This is a genomic window from Streptomyces sp. NPDC002602 (genome assembly GCF_042889445.1).
Lineage (GTDB): Bacteria > Actinomycetota > Actinomycetes > Streptomycetales > Streptomycetaceae > Streptomyces.
Window position 1 is genome coordinate 253,887 of the sequence record NZ_JBIAQX010000009.1, and the last position, 20,955, is coordinate 274,841.

Sequence of the window (20,955 nt, forward strand, 5' to 3'; positions counted from 1 at the left end):
GTGTGGTGCCGGTCGATGAGGTGAGGCAGTTGTTGCCGTTGTAGACGGCTGTGACGGTGCCGCTGGTGAGGTTGGTGGTGGTGACGCATGCCGTGCCGTCGAGGTTGAGTGGCACCGTTGTGTTGAGGCCGGCCCCGGTGAAGGTGACGGTTCCGGTGGGGGTGCCGCTGCCGGGTGCTACTGCGGTGACGGTGGCGCACACGGTGACGGTCTGGCCGCATACCGACGGGTTGGGGGTCACGGACACGGTGGTGGTGCTGGCTGCCTGGTTGACGGTCACCGGTGTGGTGCCGGTCGATGAGGTGAAGCAGCTGTTGCCGTTGTAGACGGCTGTGACCGTGCCGCTGGTGAGGCTGCTGGTAGTCAGGCATGCCGTGCCGCCCGCGTCCAGCGGCAGTGTCACGTTCAGTCCGCCGGGGCCGGTGAAGGTGACGGTTCCGGTGGGGGTGCCGCTGCCGGGTGCCACTGCGGTGACGGTGGCGCACACGGTGACGGTTTGGCCGCATACGGAGGGGTTGGGGTTCACCGACACGGCGGTGGTGCTGGCCGCCTGGTTGACGGTCACCGGTGCGGTGCCCGTCGACGACAGGAAGCATCCGTCGCCGTTGTAGTCGGCCGTGACCGTGCCGGTTTCCAGGCTGCTGGTAGTCAGGCATGCCGTGCCGCCCGCGTCCAGCGGCACCGTTACGTTCAGTCCGCCGGGGCCGGTGAAGGTGACGGTTCCGGTGGGGGTGCCGCTGCCGGGTGGCAGCGCGGTGACGGTGGCGCACACGGTGACGGTCTGGCCGCAAACCGAGGGGTTGGGGTCCACCGAGACCGACACCGCGCTCGACGCCTGGTTGACGGACACCAGTGTGGTGCCGGTCGATGAGGTGAAGCATCCGTCGCCGTTGTAGTCGGCCGTGACCGTGCCGGTTTCCAGGCTGGTGGTGGTGACGCATGCCGTGCCGTCGGGGTTCAGCGGCACCGTTGTGTTGAGGCCGGCCCCGGTGAAGGTGACGGTTCCGGTGGGGGTGCCGCTGCCGGGTGGCAGTGCGGTGACGGTGGCGCATACGGTGACGGTCTGGCCGCATACCGACGGGTTGGGGTTGACCGACACGGTGGTGGTGCTGGCCGCCTGGTTGACCGTCGCGTCGAAGGTCCCGGTCGAGCCGGCGAAACACGTGTCCCCGCTGTAGGTGACGGTGACCGTGCCGGTTTCCAGGGTGGTCGTGGTGACGCACGCCATGCCGTCCGTGTCCAGCGGCAGTGTCACGTTCAGTCCGCCGGGGCCGGTGAAGGTGACGGTTCCGGTGGGGGTGCCGCTGCCGGGTGCCACCGCGGCGAGTTTGGCGCACACGGTCACGGACTCGCCGCATACCGAGGGGTCGGGCTCCACCCACACCACCGTGGTGCTGGCCGCCTGGTTGACCGTCACGTCGAAGGTCCCGGTCGAGTCCGCGAAGCAGGAGTCGCCGTTGTAGGTGGCCGAGTAGGTACCGCTGGTCAGGCTGCTGGTGTTCAGGCATGCCGTGCCGCCGCCGCCCAGCGGCAGTGTCACGTTCAGTCCGCCGGGGCCGGTGAAGGTGACGGTTCCGGTGGGGGTGCCGCTGCCGGGTGCCACTGCGGTGACGGTGGCGCACACGGTGACGGTCTGGCCGCATACCGAGGGGTTGGGGTCCACCGACACCGACACCGCACTGGTTGCCGGGTTGACCGCCACATCTGTGGCGCCGGTCGACGATTGGAAGCATCCGTCGCCGTTGTAGACGGCCGTGACCGTGCCGGTTTCCAGGCTGCTGGTGGTGACGCATACCGTGCCGTCGAGGTTCAGCGGCAGTGTCACGTTCAGTCCGCCGGGGCCGGTGAAGGTGACGGTTCCGGTGGGGGTGCCGCTGCCGGGTGCCATTGCGGTGACCGCGGCGCACACGGTCACGGTCTGGCCGCATACCGAGGGGTTGGGGTCCACCGACACGGTGGTGATGCTGGATGCCTGGCCGACTGACACTTCCAGTGAGCCCGTCGACGTCAGGAAGCAGGTGTCCCCGCTGTAGGTGACGTTGACCGTGCCGGTTTCCAGCGTGGTGGTGGTGACGCATGCCGTGCCGTCGGGGTTCAGTGGCACCACCGTTACGTTCAGCCCGGCCCCGGTGAAGGTGACGGTTCCGGTGGGGGTGCCGCTGCCGGGTGCCACTGCGATGACGGTGGCGCACACGGTGACGGTCTGGCCGCATACCGAGGGGTCGGGGTCCACCGACACCAACACCGTGCTGGTTGCCGGGTTGACCGCCACATCCGCGGTGCCGGTGGACGATTGGAAGCATCCGTCGCCGTTGTAGACGGCCGTGACCGTGCCGGTTTCCAGCACGGTCGTGGTGACGCATACCGTGCCGTCCGTGTCCAGGGTCACGGTTTCGTTCAGTCCGCCGGGGCCGGTGAAGGTGACGGTTCCGGTGGGGGTGCCGCTGCCGGGTGGCAGTGCGGTGACGGTGGCGCACACGGTGACGGTCTGGCCGCATACCGAGGGGTTGGGGTCCACCGACAACGACAGCGTGCTCGACGCCTGGTTGACGGTCACCGGCGCGGTGCCGGTCGACGATTGGAAGCATCCGTCGCCGTTGTACACGGCCGTGACCGTGCCGGTTTCCAGCACGGTCGTGAGGATGCATACCTCGCCGAAGGAGTCCAGTGGCACCGTCTCGTTCAGTCCGCCGGGGCCGGTGAAGGTGACGGTTCCGGTGGGGGTGCCGCTGCCGGGTGCCACCGCGGTGACCGTGGCGCACACGGTGACGGTCTGGCCGCATACCGAGGGGTTGGGGTCAACCGACACGGTGGTGGTGCTGGCTGCCGGGTTGACGATCGCTTCGAAGGTCCCGGTCCCGCCGGCGTAGCACTCGTCTCCGCTGTAGGTGACGGTGACCGTGCCGGTTTCCAGCACGGTTGTGGTGATGCATGCCTCGCTGTCGAGGCCCAGCGGCACCGTTTCGTTCAGTCCGCCGGGGCCGGTGAAGGTGACGGTTCCGGTGGGGTTGCCGTTGCTGGGTGGCACCGCGTCGACCTCGGCGCACAGGGTCACGAGCTGGCCGCATACGGAGGGGTCGGGGTTCGCTGACACAGTGATGGTGGTGGCCGCCTGGTTGACGGTCGCGTCGAAGGTCCCGGTCGAGCCGGCGAAGCAGCTGTCCCCGTTGTAGGTGACGGTGATCGTGCCGGTTTCCAGGGTGGTCGTGGTGACGCACGCCGTGCCGTCCGTGTCCAGGGTCACGGTTTCGTTCAGTCCGCCGGGGCCGGTGAAGGTGACGGTTCCGGTGGGGGTGCCGCTGCCGGGTGCCACTGCGGCGAGTTTGGCGCACACGGTCACGGACTCGCCGCATACCGAGGGGTCGGGCTCCACCCACACCACCGTGGTGCTGGCCGCCTGGTTGACCGTCACGTCGAAGGTCCCGGTCCCGCCGGCGTAGCACTCGTCTCCGCTGTAGGTGACGGTGACCGTGCCGGTTGCCAGCGTGGTCGTGGTGACGCACGCCATGCCCCCCGCGTCCAGCGACACCGTCTCGTTGAGCCCGCCGGGACCGGTGAAGGTCACCGAGCCCGACGGGATGCCGACGCCCGAGGAGACCGGCGCCACGGTGGTACAGAGCGTCACGGTCTCACCGCACACTGACGGGTCGGGGTCCACCGAGACTACGACCGAGACGGGCGCAGGGTTGATGATGAGGAGCGTCAGGGGGGAGTTCGACCCGTCGAAGTTCGCGTCGCCGGTGTAGAAGGCGGCTGCCTGGTGGAAGCCGACGTCCAGGTTGCTGATGCTGACCTGTGCCTGCCCGTTCACGTCCACGGGGGCGCTCAGCACCGGGCCGTCGTCGCTGACGATGAAGGACACCAGCCCGGTGGGGGTTCCCTCGCCCGGCGGAACGGCGGTGACCTGGGCGGTGAATGTCACTGTCTCGCCGCAGACCGCGGGGTTGGGGTCGAAGGCCAGCGTGGTGGTGGTCTCCGCGAGGGTGACCTCCTGGGTGTCCGCCCCCGAGGACGGGTCGTACTCCGCGTCGCCCGAGTAGTTGGCCTCCACGCCGTGGAGACCGACCTCCAGGAGGTTGGCGGTGAACTGTGCCTGGCCGCTCATGTTGAGCGGCACCGTCGTGACGGGCAGGCTGTCGACGAGGAAGTCGACGCTGCCGGTGAGGGTGGGGCCGCCGGCGGATTCCGGCTGGACGGTGGCGGTGAAGGTGACCGTCTGGCCGAAGACGGATGGATCTGGTGCCGAGGTCACGGTGGTGATCGAACTGGCCATGGTATGGCTCCCTTTCGGATGGCCCACGAAAGCAGGAGATTTCCTTCACCCGTATGGCGTAGAGCGGAACGCACGCGGAAGAACTGGTGCGGAGTTCCGGAAGGAGCCCCTTGGTCCACGCGGAGTCGGGGCACGTCACCTGCTGATATCAGCAGTAGGCATTCTGGGTGAGGTCTTGGGCTAGACAGGTGAACGGAATACCACTCGTTCGGCTCAGCGCACCCAGGCGCGCGAGAGGCGCATAAACAAGAATCGCGCGGCGCCTTGATGTGCTCTTCCGCGAGAGAAAGGTTTCCCTTTCCGCCGTCTTCCGGGAGGCGCGCAACCTGACATGTCGGGGCGTACTCGCGCTCCCGGGACAGTCTGGTGGGTTCACGGGCGAAGGGAAAGGATTCTCCATCGAGATGAACTGCGATATTTCTTCGCGGTATCCGGAATTTCGGGGGTCTCACGGCCCGCCGCAGCCCCTCGGCGCACCGGCTGTCCGGTACGTCGAGGGGCTGCCGGTGGCGGTGTCACCTTTCCGGCGTTCGCCGGAGTGGAGGCGGATGCTCACAGAAGCCTGCGCCGTGTCACCTGCGCGGTGGTGCGGTGCGGCGTATGGCCGGTAGGTGCCCGTGATGCCCCGCGGGTGCGCGTCCACGGGAGCCGGCCGCTTCCTGGTGCTGACAGGGGCTTATGGGCGGACCGCCGTGATGGAACCGCCCCCACCCGCCCTCCTGTTGGCGGCGTCGGCCTCCTGCCGCGTGGGGTAGTCGCGCGTGACCCCGTTGGGGAGGACCAGCCGGTAGACGAGTGTGGGCCTGCCTGTGCGTCCGCAGTTGCATGCCATGGTTTTCCTCCTTCTGTTCGGCCGCTCCGGCGGCCGGTCGAGGGGGAGGGGCGGGGACACGAGGCGGGTCCGAGTCCCCGGCTCGTTCCCTTTATCTCTTATCCCCGGGCATCGCACGCTGACACTCACCTCCATATAGTCATACTTATATGCGGCGGCGATAATGAAGATTCTCCCAACGTGGCTTTCAGTCAAGCCAGTTGGCCGCCAGGCCGGTGAGGTAGGAAAGGGTGAGTGTCATGGCGCCCGCCTGGAACCACGTTTCCCCGCCGACCCAGTGGGCTAGCGCGGTTACAGCGCCCGCAACCCAGATACTGACGCACCATCCGCAGGTGACCAGGTATGCCGGGTGGGAATCTTCGCCGAAACGGTCGGCGACCCGGGAGCGAAACCCCGCAGCGAGGGCGTCCTTGGTGATGAATCGCGTGACGCGACAGACTGTGCCGAGCGACAGGAAGAAGATCAGCGCACTCATGGAGTTCATCGTAGAGTTTCCGCTCCCCGTCCCTCTCGCGTTTCCTCGAATCCGACGTGCGGGCCGGAGCGGCGAGGAATGCCGAAGTGGCCCGCGGGCCGGGAATGGGCGCCGCGCGGGGCCGGCGGCCGTGCGGTGGGACCTCGGGCCCGACGCCGCTCCGTCGGCAGCGGGGCTCGTCGGCGTTCACCCGGCAACCGCGCCCGGCCTCTTTGCCGGTCGGCGTCCAGCCGGCACGCATGGCCATCTCGGCGTCGATGACCGAGACCGAGTGGTCCGGGTACTGCGCCGCGAGTACGCGTCGGGCGAGTGCCGGGGCGAAGCCGATGCCGGGCTCGCCCGACTGGGTAGCGGCGTAGTGCCGCCGGGGGTTGCGCCCCTCGGCGGAGAGCGCCATGTGGCTGCCCGCAAGCTCCTATGGTGAATGAACGGCAACGTTCCACGGCTGGCGGTGTCGCCGGGGGCCAGGTCGGGGCATCCGCCCGTACCGGCATACGGCAGTGCACCGCAGGGGGCTGCGGTGCACCGCCGTACGGCGGTCTGCGGCCGAGGGGCTCAGGCGGGCTCGGGGGCCCGGCGGCGGGTGCTGATCACCACGAGGCCGCCGATCATCGCGAGGGCCGTCAGGACGGCGGCGAAGACGGTCGCCCCATGGGTCAGGCCCACGGCGTCGCTCAGGTAGCCGGCGGAGACCGGAAGGATGCCGGCGGGGAGGTAACCGCCCACATTGAGGGCCGCGTTGGCCTCGGCGAGCCGCTGCGGCGGCACGGTGGAGTTGAGCAGCGAGAGCCCGCCCAACTGGCCCATCCCCTGCCCGGCGCCGGCCAGCAGTGCGGAGGCGATGAGGACCGCCACCGACGAGGAGTGCACGGCGACGACGAGGGCGGCCATGCTGAGGGCGGTGCCGGCCGCCCCGGTGATCAGGATGGTGCGGCGGCGCAACTTCTGGACGGCGAACTGCACGCCGGTGGCCGAGAGGAACATCGCGAAGGCCATGCCCCCGGCCACCACCCGACTGGTGGTGCCGAGCAGGCCCGACAGGAGTGAGGGGCCGAGCGAGAGGACGAACGAGGTGGCGGTGATGCCGGGGGCGAACACCGCGATACCCAGAACGAGTTGCAGGCCGTTGCCCTTCGGTACGCCCGGGATGCGGACCCAGGCGCCCTTCGGGGGTGCGGCGGGCCGACGTACGGGCATGCGCAGCACCACTAGGATCGCGGTCGTGAGCAGCGCGATCTCGACGATGAAGACGGTGACGGTGGGGGTCGGCGCCGTCTCGGACAGGATGCCCGCGAGGAGCGGGCCGAGGCCCGCGCCGAAGACCATGGCGCACGAGGCGAGCAGGGCGGCGAGGCGCTTGCGCGCCTGCCCGGCCACATCGGACACCGCTGCCATGCCGGCGGAGACGACGGCGCCGACGGCGATGCCGGTGAACAGACGGGCCACGATCAGCGCGGCCACCGACGAGGCGGTCGCGAAGATCACGCATGCCGCGACGCCGAGGGCGAGAGCGGGGAGGAGTACGGGCTTTCGGCCGAGCCGGTCGGAGACCACGCCCGAGACGAGCAGGGACCCGAGCAGTCCGACGATGTAGAACGCGAAGATCACGGTCAGGGTGCCCTTGGAGAAACCGATGTCCTTCTGCCACAGCACGTACAACGGGGTGGCCGCGTTGGACAGGATGAACACCGCGGTGACGGGCCACGCGGCCAGCCAGACCCACCAGGTGGGCGCCAGGGTGGCGGTGGCCGGGCCCGAGCCCCGTGCCGTCTGCGCCGCTTTGGTGTGCCGCGCTCCGCTCGCCGCGTACGTGGGCACCGTTCGACTCTCCGACATGAGCGTTTCCTCCGTCGAGGTATGTACGAGTTAAGTCGAACTTAGCATGTTGTACGATTCAAGTCGTACATAGGATTCGGGTGGCAAGGAGCGGCCTATGTCAGCGACGACGCGATCAGTGACCACCATCAAGGTGCTGCCGGAGCCTGCCGGGCTCCCGGAGCCCCTTGCCGAACCGGCGGTGGGTGAACTGCGGCTCGAAACGGTGCTGGGGGCGCTGAGCGATCCCCTGCGCCTGGGGATCGTGCGCAAACTCCTCCTGGAGTCCGATGAGTTCGACCACTCCTGCGGGTGGTTCGGCCTGGACCGTCCCAAGTCCTCCCTCACCCATCACTTCAAAGCGCTGCGCGAGGCGGGCGTCACGAGGCAGCGGCAGTACGGTCTGGAGCGGCGCAGCCACGTACGCGTCGACGACCTCGACGCGCGCTTCCCCGGACTCCTCGACCTCGTCGCGAACTGGACGCCGGCCTCGCGGTAGCGGGGCGTGGCGGGCTCGCTGCAGTACCCCGTCCTCCTGGCCATCTCAGCCCTCGCTCTGCCGGGCCTACTCCGGCAGCGTCCATCGGTACCGCTCCGGTCCGTACGCCTACGCCTGGACGCGTCCGCGGATGAGCGTGCCCCCGCCCCATGGGGCCCGGCCACGAGCTACGTCACGTAGAGGGAACGACGGTTGTATGCGGCTGGGTGGGGCGGCAGCAGCGGTGGATGAGCTCGGCAGGCGCGGGGAAGCGCGGGATGAGCTCGTCGGGCCGGCCGAGGGCCGTGTCGGCGTAGTCGAAGCCGGGCGCGACGGCTTCGCTTTGCTGAGTCGAACAGCGCGAGCATGCAGTCTCATCGAGATTTTCGCCAGGCACGCCGACCAGGTCCTGGAACCTGCGCCGTCGGCCGGGTCGTGGCCTCAAGCGCCATCGGATGAGCCTCTTGTCAGGTTTGGTTGCCCGAGGGAGCAACATAGGAACGCATCTGCGCGACGCGCCCGTCGGCTGTAGTCCATGCGGCTGCGGAACTGCCGACGTAGCGCCATCCGGCACGCTCATAGAGGTTGATGGCCGCGGTCGCCCCGGCTTCGACTTCCAGAACGGGCCTGAGCCCGTCGGCCGCAGCTACTTCGATCGCCTTGTCCAGCAGCTTCGCGGCCACCCCTCGTCTGCGGGCGCCAGTACTGACGAAGAACCGCGCCACGGACACCAGACGCTGCGAAGGCAGCCCGACAGCGATAGCCGGCGCCTCCCCGGGGCGAGCGAGGACCAGATGACCCAGGACAGCGGAACCCTCCACGGCCACCCAGGCATCGAGCATGTTTCTGGGAGTCAGCCAACCTTCGGGATCGACAGGCCAATCCACTGGATAGCGATCTGCCGCATGGACCGTGGCGAGTGCCTGGACGCAGCCCTGCATGTGGTCATCGGTGCGAGGACGAAGCGTGAGTTCGTTCATACCGGGATCTTTGCAGTCCCCGCTCCACAGTCCGGAATGGGCGCTCACAATGATCGCGTGGTTGAACGCGTGCCGGTGCGTCAGATCGATGACGACGAGGGGCAGCGGCTGCTGCGGATCGTCCGCCGGGGCACCGGGTCGGTGGTGACCCGGCGGCGGGCTCAGATGGTGCTGCTGTCCGCGCAGGGCTTGCCCGTGGCGAGGATCGTGGAGGTGACGTTCACCAGTGCCGACCGGGTCCGAGATGTGATCCACAACTTCGACACTGACGGCTTCGACTCGCTCTACCCGAAGTACCAGGGCGTCGGCCGAAGACGTTCACGCTCCCGGAGCGCCGGGAGATCAAGTCGGGGACTGAGACCACCGGCTCGCGGACCGAGGTCACCGGGCCGGCGCCGAGGCTTCCGCGAAGCGCCGGGCGGACTCGGCGAACCGCCGCGCGACGGCCGGGGCCGCCGCCCAGTTGCCCGAGGGCGTACCAGAACTTCCCGACCAGCGTGTATGGCCCTCCGGAACAACGTCCTGACCAAGGGCGCGTCGCATGACTGAGCTCGACAGATCCCAGAAGTGCGCTTGACTGCCACGATGAACATCAACTCGACGGAAGTAAGTCCGTCTGTGACCGTGCAGGTCAGGCGTTTCCGCAACGGTGATTCGGTGGAGCGGCTCACTCGCCTGCTCCACCGTGCCTACGCGGACCACGCTGTTGCCGGGCGGGTCTTCTTCGCCTCCTACCAAAGTCCGCAGGACACACAGCACCGCCTGAGCAAAGGCGAGTGCTGGGTTGCGATGAACGGAAACGTACTGGTCGGCACCGTCACCGTGTCGGCTCCACACACCACCCCGTCCGGATACCCGGCGCCGGCGGGTGCGGGCTCGTTCTGGCAACTGGCTGTCGAGCCCTCACAAAGAGGCACCGGTCTCGGGCAACGACTGCTGGCTCTGGCAGAGTCACGCATTGATGCCCTCGGATCGACACAGGTCGTCATCGACACCTCGTCGCAGGCAACAGACCTCGTCGACTGGTACCGCCGGCGAGGCTACGCGCCGATCGGCACTTGGCGGTGGGACGTCACCAATTACGAAAGCATCGTCCTCATGAAGAACCTGCCGCCGACACATTCGTGATCGGCCGGACAGGTCCTTCTGGTCCGGGTCTGACCGGTATCGGGTGTCAGAGCGCGTGTTGGTGGGCGCGGGTGGCCTCGATCAGGTCGGCCACTGAGGTGCGGGTCTTCGTCGAGCGCCGAGAGGCACGTCGAGGCCCTGCAGATACTCGGTGAGCGTCTCCAACGTGCAACCGGTCATTGTGCTGTCCCGGCGGCCGCAGCCGAGGATGACGGGGTGGGCAGGCCGGCGTCGAGCAGCGCGCGCGGATGCGGGCGACGAGCCTCAAGGCCGCCAGTACCTGATCGGGGCGGGTGCGGTGTTCGGTTCGCTCCACGCCGGCTGACAGTCCGGGGTGCGTTGACGCGAGTGAGGATCCGCCTTCGCCTACTGGACGCCGGCCTGTTGAGGGGCCGCGGCTCCGGCGGTGCGAATGCCGGTGGCGTGTGACCGCAGCGCGGGTTCGGCGCGCAGCAGTGCCGTCGCGCCGGTCAGGACCATCAGGGCCAGCACGGTCCACAGTTGCCATGGTCCGGCCTCCAGCAGGAGTCCCAGGAGCAGGGGTGCGACGGTGCGACACAGGGACCAGGACAGTTGGTAGACGGAGAGGTACCGTCCCCGCAGGTGATCGGGGGCGGCTTGGACGGACAGGCTCTGTGCCGGCCCGGAGTGCACCAGCTCGCCGACCGTGTAGAGCACCGCGATGGCCAGGGTGGCCACAAGGGCCTGTGAGCCGCTGACCAGCTGGGGCAGGGACGCGAAGGCGGCGAAGGACAACGCGAAGATGACCGCCCCGAGAGCGGCGGTGCGGGGACGCCTGCCCCGCATGGTCAGGCGTGCGATCGGGACACCGAGCAGGGCGACCAAGGCGGTGTTGACCGCGAATACGGCTCCCGCCAAGGCGTCGGGCAGGCCGACGTCGCGGGTCAGGAAGACGGGCAGGGCCATGGCCTGAGTGGTGTAGCCGAAGGCGATCAGGAAGTTGGCGGCGGTGATGAGCAGGTACGGTCGGTCGGCAAGCACCTGCCGGTACCCGTCCCGCTTTCCCGTCGGCGGCTGGGGGATGGCGCGGACGGCCGGGATCCGGGTGACCAGCGCGGCGGCGAGAGCGAACAGGGCGGCCAGCGCCACGGTGGCGGCGATGAAGCCGGTATTGCCGTTGAGTGCCAGCAAACCCGCCGCCGCGAGGCTGCCCACCCCCATCCCTGCGTTGCGCAGACTCCGGTCCCACGCCAGCAGCCGGTCACGCTCGACGCCTTGGGCGATTTCACCGATCAATGCCTGCTGGCCCGGCGAGGAGGCCCACATCCCCACCGCAACCACCAGGGCGACCCCCAAGAAGGTGGGGTAGGAGTCGGCGAAGGGGTAGGTGGCGAAACCGGCCGCTCGCAGCAGCAGAGCGCCCATCACCACACGCTTGGCGCCGAACCGGTCGATGACCACGCCGACCGCCGGCATGACCGCCAGCGCGCACAGCCCGGCAAGGGTCAGGCCCGCCCCGATCGCCGTCAGCGACAGGCCGGTGAGGGCCTGGACGAACAGCATCGTCAACGGAACATAGATGCCGTCACCGAGCGAGCCGACCAGACTGGCGGCGATGAGACGGCGCCGCGTGGGCGCGCGCCTGTCAGCGGAAGTCGAGCTCATCGCGTCCCCGCTTCAACTCGGCAAGAGTCCTGATCGCGCTGCACGTGGATACGGCTGCCCAGCGCGGTGAACAGCTCGCGCAAAACGGTGTTGCCGTGGCGGACTTCCGCGGCTGTGCCCAGCCGAGCCAGACACCATGCGCGGTCGTTGAACTCGCGATAACCGGGTTCGAGATCGCGGTGCTCGTTGAGCACCGACAGGCTCATGACCCGAAACCCGAGGTCGAGCGGCTGCAGCCGCTCGACCTCAAGCAGCCGGCGGGAGGTGACCCACGCTAAAGGGCAGGCGGTATCGAAGTAGCAGACAACAGGTACGGGGGGTCTGGATCGAAGATTATCTTCCATGGAAGAAGAATGTAGCTTCCGTGGAAGGTAGAATCAATGTCATGCAGACCGACGCCACCACCGCCATCGTCGACCAGTGGAAGCGAGAGCGCCCCGATCTGGATGCCACGCCGATGCTCGTCATCGGCCGGCTCTTCCGGCTGACCGACACGCTCGGCCGGCGCCTGCGCCCGCCCTTTGCTGCTGCGGGCCTGGGCGACGGTGACTTCGACGTCCTGGCGGCACTGCGACGTTCCGGCAAGCCTTACGCACTGTCCGCGGGAGAGCTCAGCCGCACTGTCCTGGTCACCACCGGCGCGATCACCAAGCGGGTCGACCGCCTCGAAACCCGCGGCCTGGTGAACAGGTCCGTCACCGAAAGCGACTCGCGCGGGCGCGTCATCGCCCTCACCGCAGAAGGGGTCGAATTGACCGACCAGCTCATTGCCACGCACCTGGCCAACCAGCATCTCCTCCTCGCCGGGCTCGGCGGCGAGGAGCAAACCCAGCTTGCCGACCTGCTCGAACGACTCACCTCAACGCTCGCCGCCGGGGAAGCCTGACGAGCTCTTACATGCTTGGCGGTAGGGGGCCGAAGGCGCGGTGAGCTACCGGTTGATCGGGCAGGCTTGGGTATCGTCCATCGGGTCGACCATGGCGATCAGGTGCCTGGTCTTGTCGATGCGTCTGTGCTTGATGAACGCGGCACCGAGCGGGGTGGGGTGGCGTGGCCCTTGCGGCCGAACATGAGCAGCAGGTCGTAGGCCCGGATCTGGTTTCGGTGCTGGCCGCGACTTCGTTCGTGGCTGCGATGATGGGCAGCCACGTGCCGGCGCGATGCCGGTCGCGCGCGGGTACTGCTCTTCACGGTGTCGGACGTGGCCGGGCATCCCGCGCTGGAGGGCTTCTCTTCCACGAGGCCTTCAACTGGAAACGAATGGCGGTTGCTCGCGCTGGGTTTGTCGGGGAGGACTCGGCGGCGTATGGGTCCGCTTCCTCGTCGGACACCCTTCGGCGGCTGTAACTCCCGCGTGCGACCGGCTTCGACTCGCGCCCGCAGGACGGCCGCGTGCAAGGGGCCACTGTCCAACACCCTCGCCTACGCGGCAGAGCTGCCACTCCCGGTCATCGACTTCGGCCAAGAGGAGGCGTTCGCGCCCACCGGTCCCACCAACGGCTCGCCCACGTTCTCGTCGCGGCAGGGCGGATCTTCGTCACGACCGTCGCGGCCGGCGCCGCACGTAGCCGTATGCGTCAATAACCGAAACCCTCATACGGATGGGCGTCGGGGGCGACCCCCGGGGAGCACCCCCACAAGCGCCGGCAATGGGCGCCCGGTGGCCCGTGACGGTGTCTCCTGCGGTCTGCGCGGTCGGGAGGCCCGTATCAAGAGGGCGAATGGGAGGTCAGGATGCTGCAGCGGCCGTGCGGACTCGGTCGATGAGGGTACGGGCCATGGAGTGTGCCGTTTCGGGATCCAGGTTGCTTCCACCGCCCTCGATGGTGACCCGGCCGACGACCGTACCCAGGCAGAGGCTGACGTTGATGCCGTCCAGGCCTCCGGCGTTGCGGTAATACGCGTGGCTCTCGGCGCCGTCGAGCGGAGGGACCGAAGCCTTGGTGTATTTCGCCGTCTGCGCGGCCTCCTTGCGGCAAGCGTCCTGCGCCGTCGGATGGTCGGTGAAGGCATGCAGGCGGAATATGACGGTTTCCCCGACCTCTTCGAACTTCGCAGAGCCGTTGGCCACGGCGGCGCACTCCCAATCGGCGCCGCACTGCGCCAGTGGCGTGGGCTGCTCGACGACGTTGGCGCGCCCCGTCTTCGGCTTCCAGCCCTTCATCGAAGCAGGGTCGGGAAGGGCCGCCTGGATCTTCTGCTCCGTGTTGAACACGGTGGAGAACTCCGCTGTGGAAGCGCCCGAGTCCGCACTGGCGCCGGCACCCGCCGCAGGCTTGGAGGTGGACCCCGTCTCGGCTGTGCCCGTGTCCTTCGACGCTTCAGTGCCACAGCCAGGTACGAAGAGCGCCGACACCACCAGCAGTACTGTGGCCGTGCCCGTCCCGGTCCTCACGCGCATGCCCCAACTCCTCTTTCCAGTGGCCCACTTGTTCGAATCTCGGGCCGATGGGAGATCCTGCCATCCGTACTTGCAGTGATCAACTGAGAACTCCCACCTTCCGCACCGGAGCAGCCGTTGCCACCGCCCCGAGTGGGTCTCAGGGTCGCGCCGACCGGCCTGTGATGGCGCAGGATGTGAACAGGGTGCCGACCCGTGCCGTCGGGTCCCGGTGGTCTGAATGCACAGTGTGAGCTGTGACGAATCGGTAGAGATCGCCCATAGCCCTCAAGAGTGTCGACGTGCTTTTGCGTGCGACGTTCACCGCCCTTGCGCGAATGCCGCGCCGGGGGAGCGGTCCGCGAAGCACGAAGGCCTGGTGACTACCGCAGGGCGGCCGCGATCAGGCCTTCGAGGGCCGCGCGTGGTACGTGGCCGCCATGGGCCAACCGGTCGAGGATCAGTCCGTCGATGCAGGTCAGCAAGATGTGAGTGCGACTTTCGACATCCGCCGTACCGCGTGCGGCGAGGAAGGTCCGAACGGCCTCGCGGCCGGAGTTCTCGCGTGGCACGAGAATCTCGCGCAGCTCAGGGTCGCGCACGCTCTCGACGACGCAGGCGTAACGGGCGAGTGAGCGGCGACGGCCCTCCCCGGTGAGTCGCTGTCGGGCGAGCAGCGCCATGCCGTCCACCAGGTCCTCGACGGTGCGCAGGGGTGGCAGATCCGCGGCGAGGGTGTGCAGTTCTGCCTGGTCGAGCTGGACAAGACGCGTGACGAGTGCGGTCAGCAGAGCCGCTCGGGTGCGGAAGTAGGCGGATGTGGTGCCGGGCGGCAGGCTCGCTCTGCGGTCGACCGCGCGGTGCGTCAGACCACGGATCCCTTCGTCGGCGAGTACGTCGAGAGCCGCGTCCGCGAGGAGGGTGCGTCGATCCGAAGCCATGAACCCTTTCTACACCTGTAGAACGTCCGGTAGCGTCACTCTTCTACAGGTGTAGAAGCTTTGGGGGCCGGTATGGGCAATGCGGCAGTGGTGATCGGTGGGGGCATCGGCGGGTTGGCCGCCGCGATCGGCCTGCGTCGAATCGGATGGGAAGCGACGGTCATCGAGCGCGCGCCCAGGCTGGAGGACGCGGGGGCGGGAATCTCGCTGGCAGCCAACGGCTTGCGGGCCCTGGACGAACTCGGAGTCGGCGCGGCGGTGCGAGAGGCCTCGCGAGGCCAGTACAGCGGCGGTACTCGCGTGCCGCGGGGCGGATGGCTCGCACGGATGGACGGCTCCGCGCTGGAGCGGGCAGTGGGCACCCCGATCATGGGCATCGAACGCTCCACCTTGCACCGACTGCTGCGCGACCGCCTGCCGGCCGAGGCCCTGCTGATCGGCTTCGAAGCCGGCCCGGTCGAGCAGACCGGCACTGGGACGGTGCGAGTACGGTGCGGCGAAAGGGTCCTGAACGCCGATCTGGTAGTGGCTGCCGACGGTGTCGGCAGCCAGGTGCGTGCCCATCTCTTCCCCACCCACCCCGGCCCGGTCTACAGCGGCTCGACGGTGCTGCGCGCCATCACGGAAAAGCCGATCGACCTGCCCAACGACTTCGAACTGTCCTGGGGGCACGGGGAAGAGTTCGGGCACATCGCCCTCCCGGACGGACGGGCCGAGTGGCATGCCGTCCTCAACCTCCCCTCCCGAACGAGGTTCGCCGACCCCCTGGCCGAACTGCGCGGACGCTTCCGCACCTGGCACAGCCCGATTCCAGCCCTGCTCGACGCGACCCAGGCCGCCGCCGTCATGCATCACGACGTCAACGAACTCCGCACGCCGCTACCGTCCTACACGGCCGGCCGAACAGCCCTGCTCGGCGACGCGGCACACGCGATGACCCCCAACCTAGGACAGGGCGCCTGCCAGGCGCTGGAGGACGCGGTCACCCTGGCAGCCGCACTGGCCACCGAGCCCACCATCGAGACGGCGCTTGCCCGCTACGACGCCGAGCGCCGACCACGCAGCCAAGCCGTCGCCCGTGCCGCCCGTCAGGCAGGGAAGATGGGCCAGCAACTTTCGCACCCACTGGCCGTCGCCCTGCGCAACACGGCAATGCGACTGACACCCAACCGTGCGGCAACACACATGATCCTTCGGCACCACGCTTGGGTCCCACCACGACTGCACTGACCCGATCCCGCCCCGCCCACCTCCGCTTGGGGGCCAGGTTGGGGGCAGTCGCAGTATGCCGGCGAGGCGCCGGTGTGGCGGCTGCGCTCTGGTACTGCCGTAGGTGCAGTTAACGCACCACCCGTGCTCGGGATGGAACGTGTTGATCGCCTGCGGGCCCGTAAGGAGGCGGTGGCACCCTGGGCTGGGCGAAGGAGGGGGTCGGATTCGTGCGGGATGACAACCGACAGATCCAGACAGCGGTTCTGGGCGGGGCGGCATCGGAGGACCCGTTGACGCTGCCGCTGGGGGCGATCGAGCTGGACGCCTTCCGCAAGCGGCACGAGCACGACACGTTCTGGTGCGGCCTGCTCCTCGGCGGTTGCTGCGTCCAACTGACGACGAAGCTGTACACCGATCGCGTCTGCCACTTCGCCCACCACCCGGGTGTGGACGCGCCTTCGCACCCCGGACGGACTTCTACCCCGTGGCCCGATGTTCCTCCGGGCGTCCGCTACGTAAGCTCCCGGAGGGGGAGGGACACCTCGGCGTCCCTCCCCATCGGAAATTATTCGGATACGCGGGGATTTGACTTGATATTGAACCTCATGCGCCGCACCCGCGGTGCGGTCGCCGTCACGGTAGCCACCGGAACCCTTTTGGTCGCCGCCTCGACGGTCTCGTCGGCGGCTCCGGTCGCCGCACCTCCCACCTCGGCCGCCGGCGCGATCCTGATCGACGGCGGCACCGGGGCCACGCTCACCAGCAAGGCTCCCGACACCCAGCGCCAGGGTGCGAGCACCACCAAGATCATGACCGCTCAGATCGTGCTGAGGGCGCCCGGTGTTGACCTCAACAAGAAGGTCACCATCAAGAAGGAGTACGCGGACTACGTCGTCCGTGAGGGCGCGAGCACGGCCCACCTCAAGGTCGGGGCCACGCCGACGGTCCGCCAGCTGCTGTACGGGCTGATGCTGCCGTCGGGCTGTGACGCCGCCTACGCGCTCGCGGACACCTTCGGCAAGGGCGCGACCACGTCGGCCCGTACGGCGGACTTCATCGCGCAGATGAACGCCAAGGCCAAGTCCCTCGGCATGACCAAGACCACGTACGACTCCTTCGACGGCATCTCGCCGACCGGGAAGAACCTGACGACCCCGCGCGACCTGGCGAAGCTCACCCGGTACGCCATGAAGGGCAAGGTCTTCCCTCAACTCGTGAAGGCCACGACGTACAGCACAGGCGGCACGTCCACCGCCGCCACCTGGGGCAACAGCAACCTGCTGATCCGGGAGCGCCCCACCGGCTACGCCTACCCCGGCGCCATCGGCGTCAAGACCGGCACCGGCACGGCCGCGGGCAAGTGCATCGTCTTCTCCGGCACCCGCAACGGCAAGACCGTCATCGGTGTCCTGCTGAACGACGAGGAGCGCTATCCGGACGCGATGAAGCTCATGGACTGGTCGCTCGGTTCGGCGGCCGGCTCCGGGGCCGCGCTGCAGCGCAGCAACACCGACCCGATCCCGGACGTCCTCGACTGACGGTGACGCGGTTGACGGCTCCTCAGCCGGCGGGTGCGAACCCGTCGGCTGAGGAGCCGAGCCGTTTCCGGGCGGCTCATGAGGTGAGCACCCCCCGCATGTGAGTACCCACCGCGCCACCCGCCCGCGGTGGGCGTCGTTTGCCGCTTTCACGCATTCCTCCACCGGGTGGACCTCGGTGACGCGCTCGTCCAGCAGCAGCCGGGACGGCTTCTTTTGGCCCCGGGGGAACGGGGCCACGCACGGACGGATGCGCCTCGGATCAGGAAGACCGGGACCGGTGTCGCCGTGCCGCGTCACCCACCTTCGGGGCGGATGACACGTCCCCGTATCACCCTGCCTGTTCGGGTCCCTGTTCGCCCTCGGTCCCGGTCCCTCCCAGGATCCTGCTGCGGGTACGGCACAGCCCCTATCTCACGGAGCGCCCGCTCAGCCGCCCCCGCCCCCGCCGCAGCCGCTGCTGCCGCCGCAGCTGTATCCCCCGGCGCCGCTGATGCCGATGCCCGAGGGCCCACCCCGGCGGGGGCGGAGCCTGGGCGTGGGACGGGTGGTGTGCTTGACGTGGAGTTCGAGCAGGACGGCCGATCCAAGAGCCTGTTCCAGGGCCGCGAGCAACCGTCGGGCGTCGGTGTCCAGGGGGAGTACGGCCCGGCAGACGTCGGAGGAGTCCCGGATCAGGCGCAGCGTGAGGACGCGGGTGGCGGGGAGAGGGTCCCCGGCGTACGGCTCCTCGATCTCCTGCTCCAGGCGCAGACGGTCCGGCTCCTCCGTCGGCCGCCACGGACCGCTCCCCAGGCCGCGCACCAGGCGCACCGCAGGAGGATCGCCTGCGGCGGAGAACCTGATTCGGTACACGTGGGAGCAGGCTGCGACCAGTGCGCCGGCGAAGCCGGCAACGACGGCCGCCGACACCATCCAGAGGGCCACCACTCCCACCGTTGTCCAACCGGCCCCGGAGAAGAGCACGATCACCGCCACAGGCACGGCGAGGGCGAGCCCAAGCAAGCCCGTACCGAGCGCGGTCAGCGTGGCGTTCCCCAGCGAGCGCGGCACGGTGCGCCAGGTGCCGCCGCCCGCCCGTAGCACCACGTCGGTCGTCCCCGATTCGCCCCGCTCCACCCCGCCGGGCGCCCCCGCGCTGCGTGCCGTCATTGCCTCACGATAGATCTGACGCCGGGTTACTGACCAGATGCCCTACGTAGGACATCGCGGGCTGCGGTACGACGCGGCCCAGCCATCTCCTTCCCCATCGGTGACGGCGACTCCAAAGCGCAAGTACGCCTCGCCTCCCTGGAGCAGGCCGGAGCCCGGTCAAGAAGCGGGACAACATCGCCGCCGGGACGGGCTCCTGGAGCTGGGATCGTTCCCAGCCCGAACCGGTGACTTCAACGGCGACGGCAAGACCGACGTCGGCATCCTGTACGGCTACGGCCGGCAGACCGGCGGCACCAACCGGGCCGGCCTGTGGAGGATCGCGAGCACCGGAACCGGATTCGACGTCCCCGCACTCGCCTGGGACAGCAACGATCGCTGATCCCCGACCGGCCTGACGGACACCCAGACAGGGCGCCGAGCGTGATGCTCGTCGTCCCGTTCGTTGTGTAGCGGACTCGCCACTCGCACCCCCAGGGGCCTTTGCATACCCGCGAGCGCTTCGACACCGCCGTCGGCGAAGCCTCCGCGCTTCATGGTTCAGGCACCATGGCGCGGGCCGAGAGACTAAGGTTGCGTCAGCGAGTCCGGGTCCAACCGTCGGCCTTCCAATGAAGCCTTCCAAGGATCCAGGCCGCTGGCGGACCGCGCGGGATCCGGATGTCCTGCATGTGCCGTCAGTGGACCCCAGGGTGCGCAGCTCCATAGGCATGGCCATGCCTCGTGCAATCGTTCCGAACAGCTAGAGATCACCAACAACACCTGAGTCTCCCATCACCGGCACGGAAACTCAGTTCAGCCACTCGATGTGGCCGAACTGAGCAGATCCGCGCAGTTCGGCCCTGCATGCAAGGGGAGTCGAACGGTGGAATCAACGATCATTCTCTGGGTCCTGGCCTGGTCCGGTGCTGCAACATTCGCGGTTTGGGCGGCCCGGGAGTTCTTGATCCAGCTACTGCCACTGATCGACGCCTGGCGACGGGTGAGGGACGCGGTCCGGCGGGATGATGCTTCCAGCGAGTAGCAGGCGGCCGCCCTGTCCGCCCCTTCCGGCGACCTGAGAGAGACGGCGTTCGAGCGCGGCACGACTCAGCCGGAGGCGGAGTCCCGGGACGCGGCCGTGTTTCAGAACTCGCCGATCGTTCGGGCGAGGTGACAACGGTCAGATCCAACCGGCGGTCCTGGGTGGCGCGGACTCGGAGGAGTTGCTTCGGATCGGTCCTCGACATCAGGTTCAAGGCGCCAACGCGCACTACCGGCGACGACGCGAAACAGGAGACTGGCATGCCCGGGCCCTGCGGCACCTGTTCAACCGCATGCTCGGACAGCTCCACCATTGCCTCCAGACCCGCGTCCCCGTCGACGAATCCATCGCGTTCCCACAGCCCGCTGGGACCTGATGGGGCACGTGGGAACTCTGATCACGGTGGCGTGAATCCTCAGGTCAGAGGCGGGCACCCCATACGCGCAGGATCCTGCTTGCTTCGTTGCTGATCGAGTCGTCCGCATCCGATACCAACACCGAGGACAGTTCCTCGAGCTGTGCGAGACCTTCCTCGGACTGACAGCAGACGTCATTGATCGCACCATCGAGGTAGTCGCTGGTGCCGTCGTCCGCGCTGCTGAGCGCCGCCAGGACCATGCGCAAACCGCAGATGTCCCCCCGCTCGAGCAGAGCCTCCGCCGTCTCGCGGGTGACGGCGGTGTTTTGGCCGTCCAGCAGCAGCCGATGCAGTACGTCAGCCACTCCGGCTTCCTCTGCCGAGCCTGCAAGACGCCGACCTGCTGCCGCTCTGACGGACCATGATGCCGAGCGAGCGTCCTGAAGGGCTGAACTCAACTCGTTGTCGATTTCGGGGAGGGTCATGGCCTCCATCCTGGCACGACTGCTCGGACACCTCGGCTCGCCTTCATGATGGCGGCCAGAGCCGCCTCTGGAGGCCCTCATTCCACCCGCTGTCCTTGACCTCTTAGCCGCATGAGGTGTCTTTCCCACGCGATAGCCGAGGGGAAAGACACCTCATGCAGTCAAGCCGTCAAGTCGTGGGGGTAGGCCGTCTCCTTCGGTGCTTGCCGCAGGTTCGCCCCTGGGTGTCGGCGTACGACTCAATCTGCCCGGTCGCGT

Annotated in this window: 16 protein-coding genes and 3 pseudogenes; 8 read left to right on the forward strand and 11 right to left on the reverse strand. The window is 68.5% G+C overall.

The genetic code is table 11. The annotated features are described in order from the left end of the window. The 3 genes from ACFYW3_RS24315 to ACFYW3_RS24325 all read right to left on the reverse strand — a co-directional run. Positions 1-4,273: Ig-like domain repeat protein (locus ACFYW3_RS24315; RefSeq protein WP_389387301.1), on the reverse strand; the 4,273-nt coding region annotated here is incomplete at its 3' end. A gap of 1,019 nt (positions 4,274-5,292) precedes the next feature. After that, positions 5,293-5,580 (reverse strand): hypothetical protein, encoded by a 288-nt coding sequence (locus tag ACFYW3_RS24320; protein ID WP_351763311.1) that lies wholly within the window; start codon positions 5,578-5,580, stop codon positions 5,293-5,295. Between the two features lie 555 nt (positions 5,581-6,135). Next, the gene (locus tag ACFYW3_RS24325) at positions 6,136-7,416 is read right to left on the reverse strand and encodes an MFS transporter (protein WP_389387302.1); all 1,281 of its coding nucleotides are present in this window, start codon (positions 7,414-7,416) and stop codon (positions 6,136-6,138) included. Positions 7,417-7,513: 97 nt separating this feature from the next. Here ACFYW3_RS24325 and ACFYW3_RS24330 point away from each other — a divergent pair, with 97 nt between their 5' ends. Next, a complete protein-coding gene (locus ACFYW3_RS24330) occupies positions 7,514-7,894 on the forward strand; it encodes an ArsR/SmtB family transcription factor (RefSeq protein WP_389387303.1) in 381 nt (126 codons plus the stop codon). Between the two features lie 446 nt (positions 7,895-8,340). Here the strand turns inward: ACFYW3_RS24330 and ACFYW3_RS24335 are convergent, their stop codons facing one another. Next, a complete protein-coding gene (locus tag ACFYW3_RS24335; RefSeq protein WP_389387304.1) occupies positions 8,341-8,853 on the reverse strand; it encodes a GNAT family N-acetyltransferase in 513 nt (170 codons plus the stop codon). Between the two features lie 57 nt (positions 8,854-8,910). Between ACFYW3_RS24335 and ACFYW3_RS24340 the strand changes: the two are divergent. Both ACFYW3_RS24340 and ACFYW3_RS24345 read left to right on the forward strand, forming a co-directional pair. Continuing rightward, positions 8,911-9,200 (forward strand): annotated as a pseudogene (locus tag ACFYW3_RS24340) (helix-turn-helix domain-containing protein); the annotation flags it as partial. A 238-nt stretch (positions 9,201-9,438) separates the two neighbouring features. Next, a complete protein-coding gene (locus tag ACFYW3_RS24345; protein ID WP_389387305.1) occupies positions 9,439-9,981 on the forward strand; it encodes a GNAT family N-acetyltransferase in 543 nt (180 codons plus the stop codon). Between the two features lie 366 nt (positions 9,982-10,347). On the opposite strand, the gene ACFYW3_RS24350 is transcribed toward ACFYW3_RS24345, so the two are convergent. Together ACFYW3_RS24350 and ACFYW3_RS24355 are read right to left on the reverse strand one after the other, a co-directional pair. Continuing rightward, positions 10,348-11,607, reverse strand: a complete 1,260-nt coding sequence (locus tag ACFYW3_RS24350) for an MFS transporter (RefSeq protein ID WP_389387306.1) — start codon at positions 11,605-11,607, stop codon at positions 10,348-10,350. Continuing rightward, entirely contained in the window at positions 11,604-11,951 is a 348-nt protein-coding gene (locus tag ACFYW3_RS24355) for a hypothetical protein (RefSeq protein ID WP_389387307.1), read from the reverse strand. The genes ACFYW3_RS24350 and ACFYW3_RS24355 overlap by 4 nt, the downstream gene beginning before the upstream one ends. Before the next feature lie 41 nt (positions 11,952-11,992). Here ACFYW3_RS24355 and ACFYW3_RS24360 point away from each other — a divergent pair, with 41 nt between their 5' ends. Then, entirely contained in the window at positions 11,993-12,493 is a 501-nt protein-coding gene (locus tag ACFYW3_RS24360; RefSeq protein ID WP_389387308.1) for a MarR family winged helix-turn-helix transcriptional regulator, read from the forward strand. An 843-nt stretch (positions 12,494-13,336) separates the two neighbouring features. Here ACFYW3_RS24360 and ACFYW3_RS24365 read toward each other — a convergent pair. Together ACFYW3_RS24365 and ACFYW3_RS24370 are read right to left on the reverse strand one after the other, a co-directional pair. Beyond that, on the reverse strand, positions 13,337-14,008 hold the full coding sequence (locus tag ACFYW3_RS24365) for a hypothetical protein (RefSeq protein ID WP_389387309.1): 672 nt from the start codon (positions 14,006-14,008) through the stop codon (positions 13,337-13,339). A gap of 362 nt (positions 14,009-14,370) precedes the next feature. Next, positions 14,371-14,928, reverse strand: a complete 558-nt coding sequence (locus ACFYW3_RS24370) for a TetR/AcrR family transcriptional regulator (RefSeq protein ID WP_389387310.1) — start codon at positions 14,926-14,928, stop codon at positions 14,371-14,373. Between the two features lie 72 nt (positions 14,929-15,000). Here ACFYW3_RS24370 and ACFYW3_RS24375 point away from each other — a divergent pair, with 72 nt between their 5' ends. Next, positions 15,001-16,158: an FAD-dependent monooxygenase gene (locus ACFYW3_RS24375; RefSeq protein ID WP_389387311.1), complete on the forward strand. Its 1,158-nt coding sequence runs from the start codon at positions 15,001-15,003 to the stop codon at positions 16,156-16,158. A 587-nt stretch (positions 16,159-16,745) separates the two neighbouring features. Beyond that, the gene (locus ACFYW3_RS24380) at positions 16,746-17,678 is read left to right on the forward strand and encodes a D-alanyl-D-alanine carboxypeptidase family protein (RefSeq protein WP_389387312.1); all 933 of its coding nucleotides are present in this window, start codon (positions 16,746-16,748) and stop codon (positions 17,676-17,678) included. 102 nt (positions 17,679-17,780) lie between these two features. On the opposite strand, the pseudogene ACFYW3_RS24385 reads toward ACFYW3_RS24380, so the two are convergent. Both ACFYW3_RS24385 and ACFYW3_RS24390 read right to left on the reverse strand, forming a co-directional pair. Beyond that, positions 17,781-17,891, reverse strand: a pseudogene (locus tag ACFYW3_RS24385) (Zn-dependent alcohol dehydrogenase); the annotation flags it as partial. Positions 17,892-18,107: 216 nt separating this feature from the next. After that, complete coding sequence (locus tag ACFYW3_RS24390; RefSeq protein WP_389387313.1) at positions 18,108-18,830, reverse strand: hypothetical protein; 723 nt, start codon at positions 18,828-18,830, stop codon at positions 18,108-18,110. A 100-nt stretch (positions 18,831-18,930) separates the two neighbouring features. Between ACFYW3_RS24390 and ACFYW3_RS24395 the strand changes: the two genes are divergently transcribed. Next, positions 18,931-19,212, forward strand: coding sequence for a hypothetical protein (locus ACFYW3_RS24395; RefSeq protein ID WP_389387314.1), 282 nt, complete (start codon positions 18,931-18,933; stop codon positions 19,210-19,212). Between the two features lie 856 nt (positions 19,213-20,068). Next, positions 20,069-20,230 (forward strand): annotated as a pseudogene (locus tag ACFYW3_RS24400) (IS110 family transposase); the annotation flags it as partial. Positions 20,231-20,274: 44 nt separating this feature from the next. On the opposite strand, the gene ACFYW3_RS24405 reads toward ACFYW3_RS24400, so the two are convergent. Next, a complete protein-coding gene (locus ACFYW3_RS24405) occupies positions 20,275-20,577 on the reverse strand; it encodes a hypothetical protein (RefSeq protein WP_389387315.1) in 303 nt (100 codons plus the stop codon). Between the last annotated feature and the right edge of the window lie 378 nt (positions 20,578-20,955).

Coding starts and splice junctions, on each gene's coding strand:
- ACFYW3_RS24320 (WP_351763311.1), bottom strand. CDS start 5,580: ATGAGTGCGCTGATCTTCTTCCTGTCGCTCGGCACAGTCTGTCGCGTC.
- ACFYW3_RS24325 (WP_389387302.1), bottom strand. CDS start 7,416: ATGTCGGAGAGTCGAACGGTGCCCACGTACGCGGCGAGCGGAGCGCGG.
- ACFYW3_RS24330 (WP_389387303.1), top strand. CDS start 7,514: ATGTCAGCGACGACGCGATCAGTGACCACCATCAAGGTGCTGCCGGAG.
- ACFYW3_RS24335 (WP_389387304.1), bottom strand. CDS start 8,853: ATGAACGAACTCACGCTTCGTCCTCGCACCGATGACCACATGCAGGGC.
- ACFYW3_RS24345 (WP_389387305.1), top strand. CDS start 9,439: ATGAACATCAACTCGACGGAAGTAAGTCCGTCTGTGACCGTGCAGGTC.
- ACFYW3_RS24350 (WP_389387306.1), bottom strand. CDS start 11,607: ATGAGCTCGACTTCCGCTGACAGGCGCGCGCCCACGCGGCGCCGTCTC.
- ACFYW3_RS24355 (WP_389387307.1), bottom strand. CDS start 11,951: ATGGAAGATAATCTTCGATCCAGACCCCCCGTACCTGTTGTCTGCTAC.
- ACFYW3_RS24360 (WP_389387308.1), top strand. CDS start 11,993: ATGCAGACCGACGCCACCACCGCCATCGTCGACCAGTGGAAGCGAGAG.
- ACFYW3_RS24365 (WP_389387309.1), bottom strand. CDS start 14,008: ATGCGCGTGAGGACCGGGACGGGCACGGCCACAGTACTGCTGGTGGTG.
- ACFYW3_RS24370 (WP_389387310.1), bottom strand. CDS start 14,928: ATGGCTTCGGATCGACGCACCCTCCTCGCGGACGCGGCTCTCGACGTA.
- ACFYW3_RS24375 (WP_389387311.1), top strand. CDS start 15,001: ATGGGCAATGCGGCAGTGGTGATCGGTGGGGGCATCGGCGGGTTGGCC.
- ACFYW3_RS24380 (WP_389387312.1), top strand. CDS start 16,746: ATGCGCCGCACCCGCGGTGCGGTCGCCGTCACGGTAGCCACCGGAACC.
- ACFYW3_RS24390 (WP_389387313.1), bottom strand. CDS start 18,830: ATGACGGCACGCAGCGCGGGGGCGCCCGGCGGGGTGGAGCGGGGCGAA.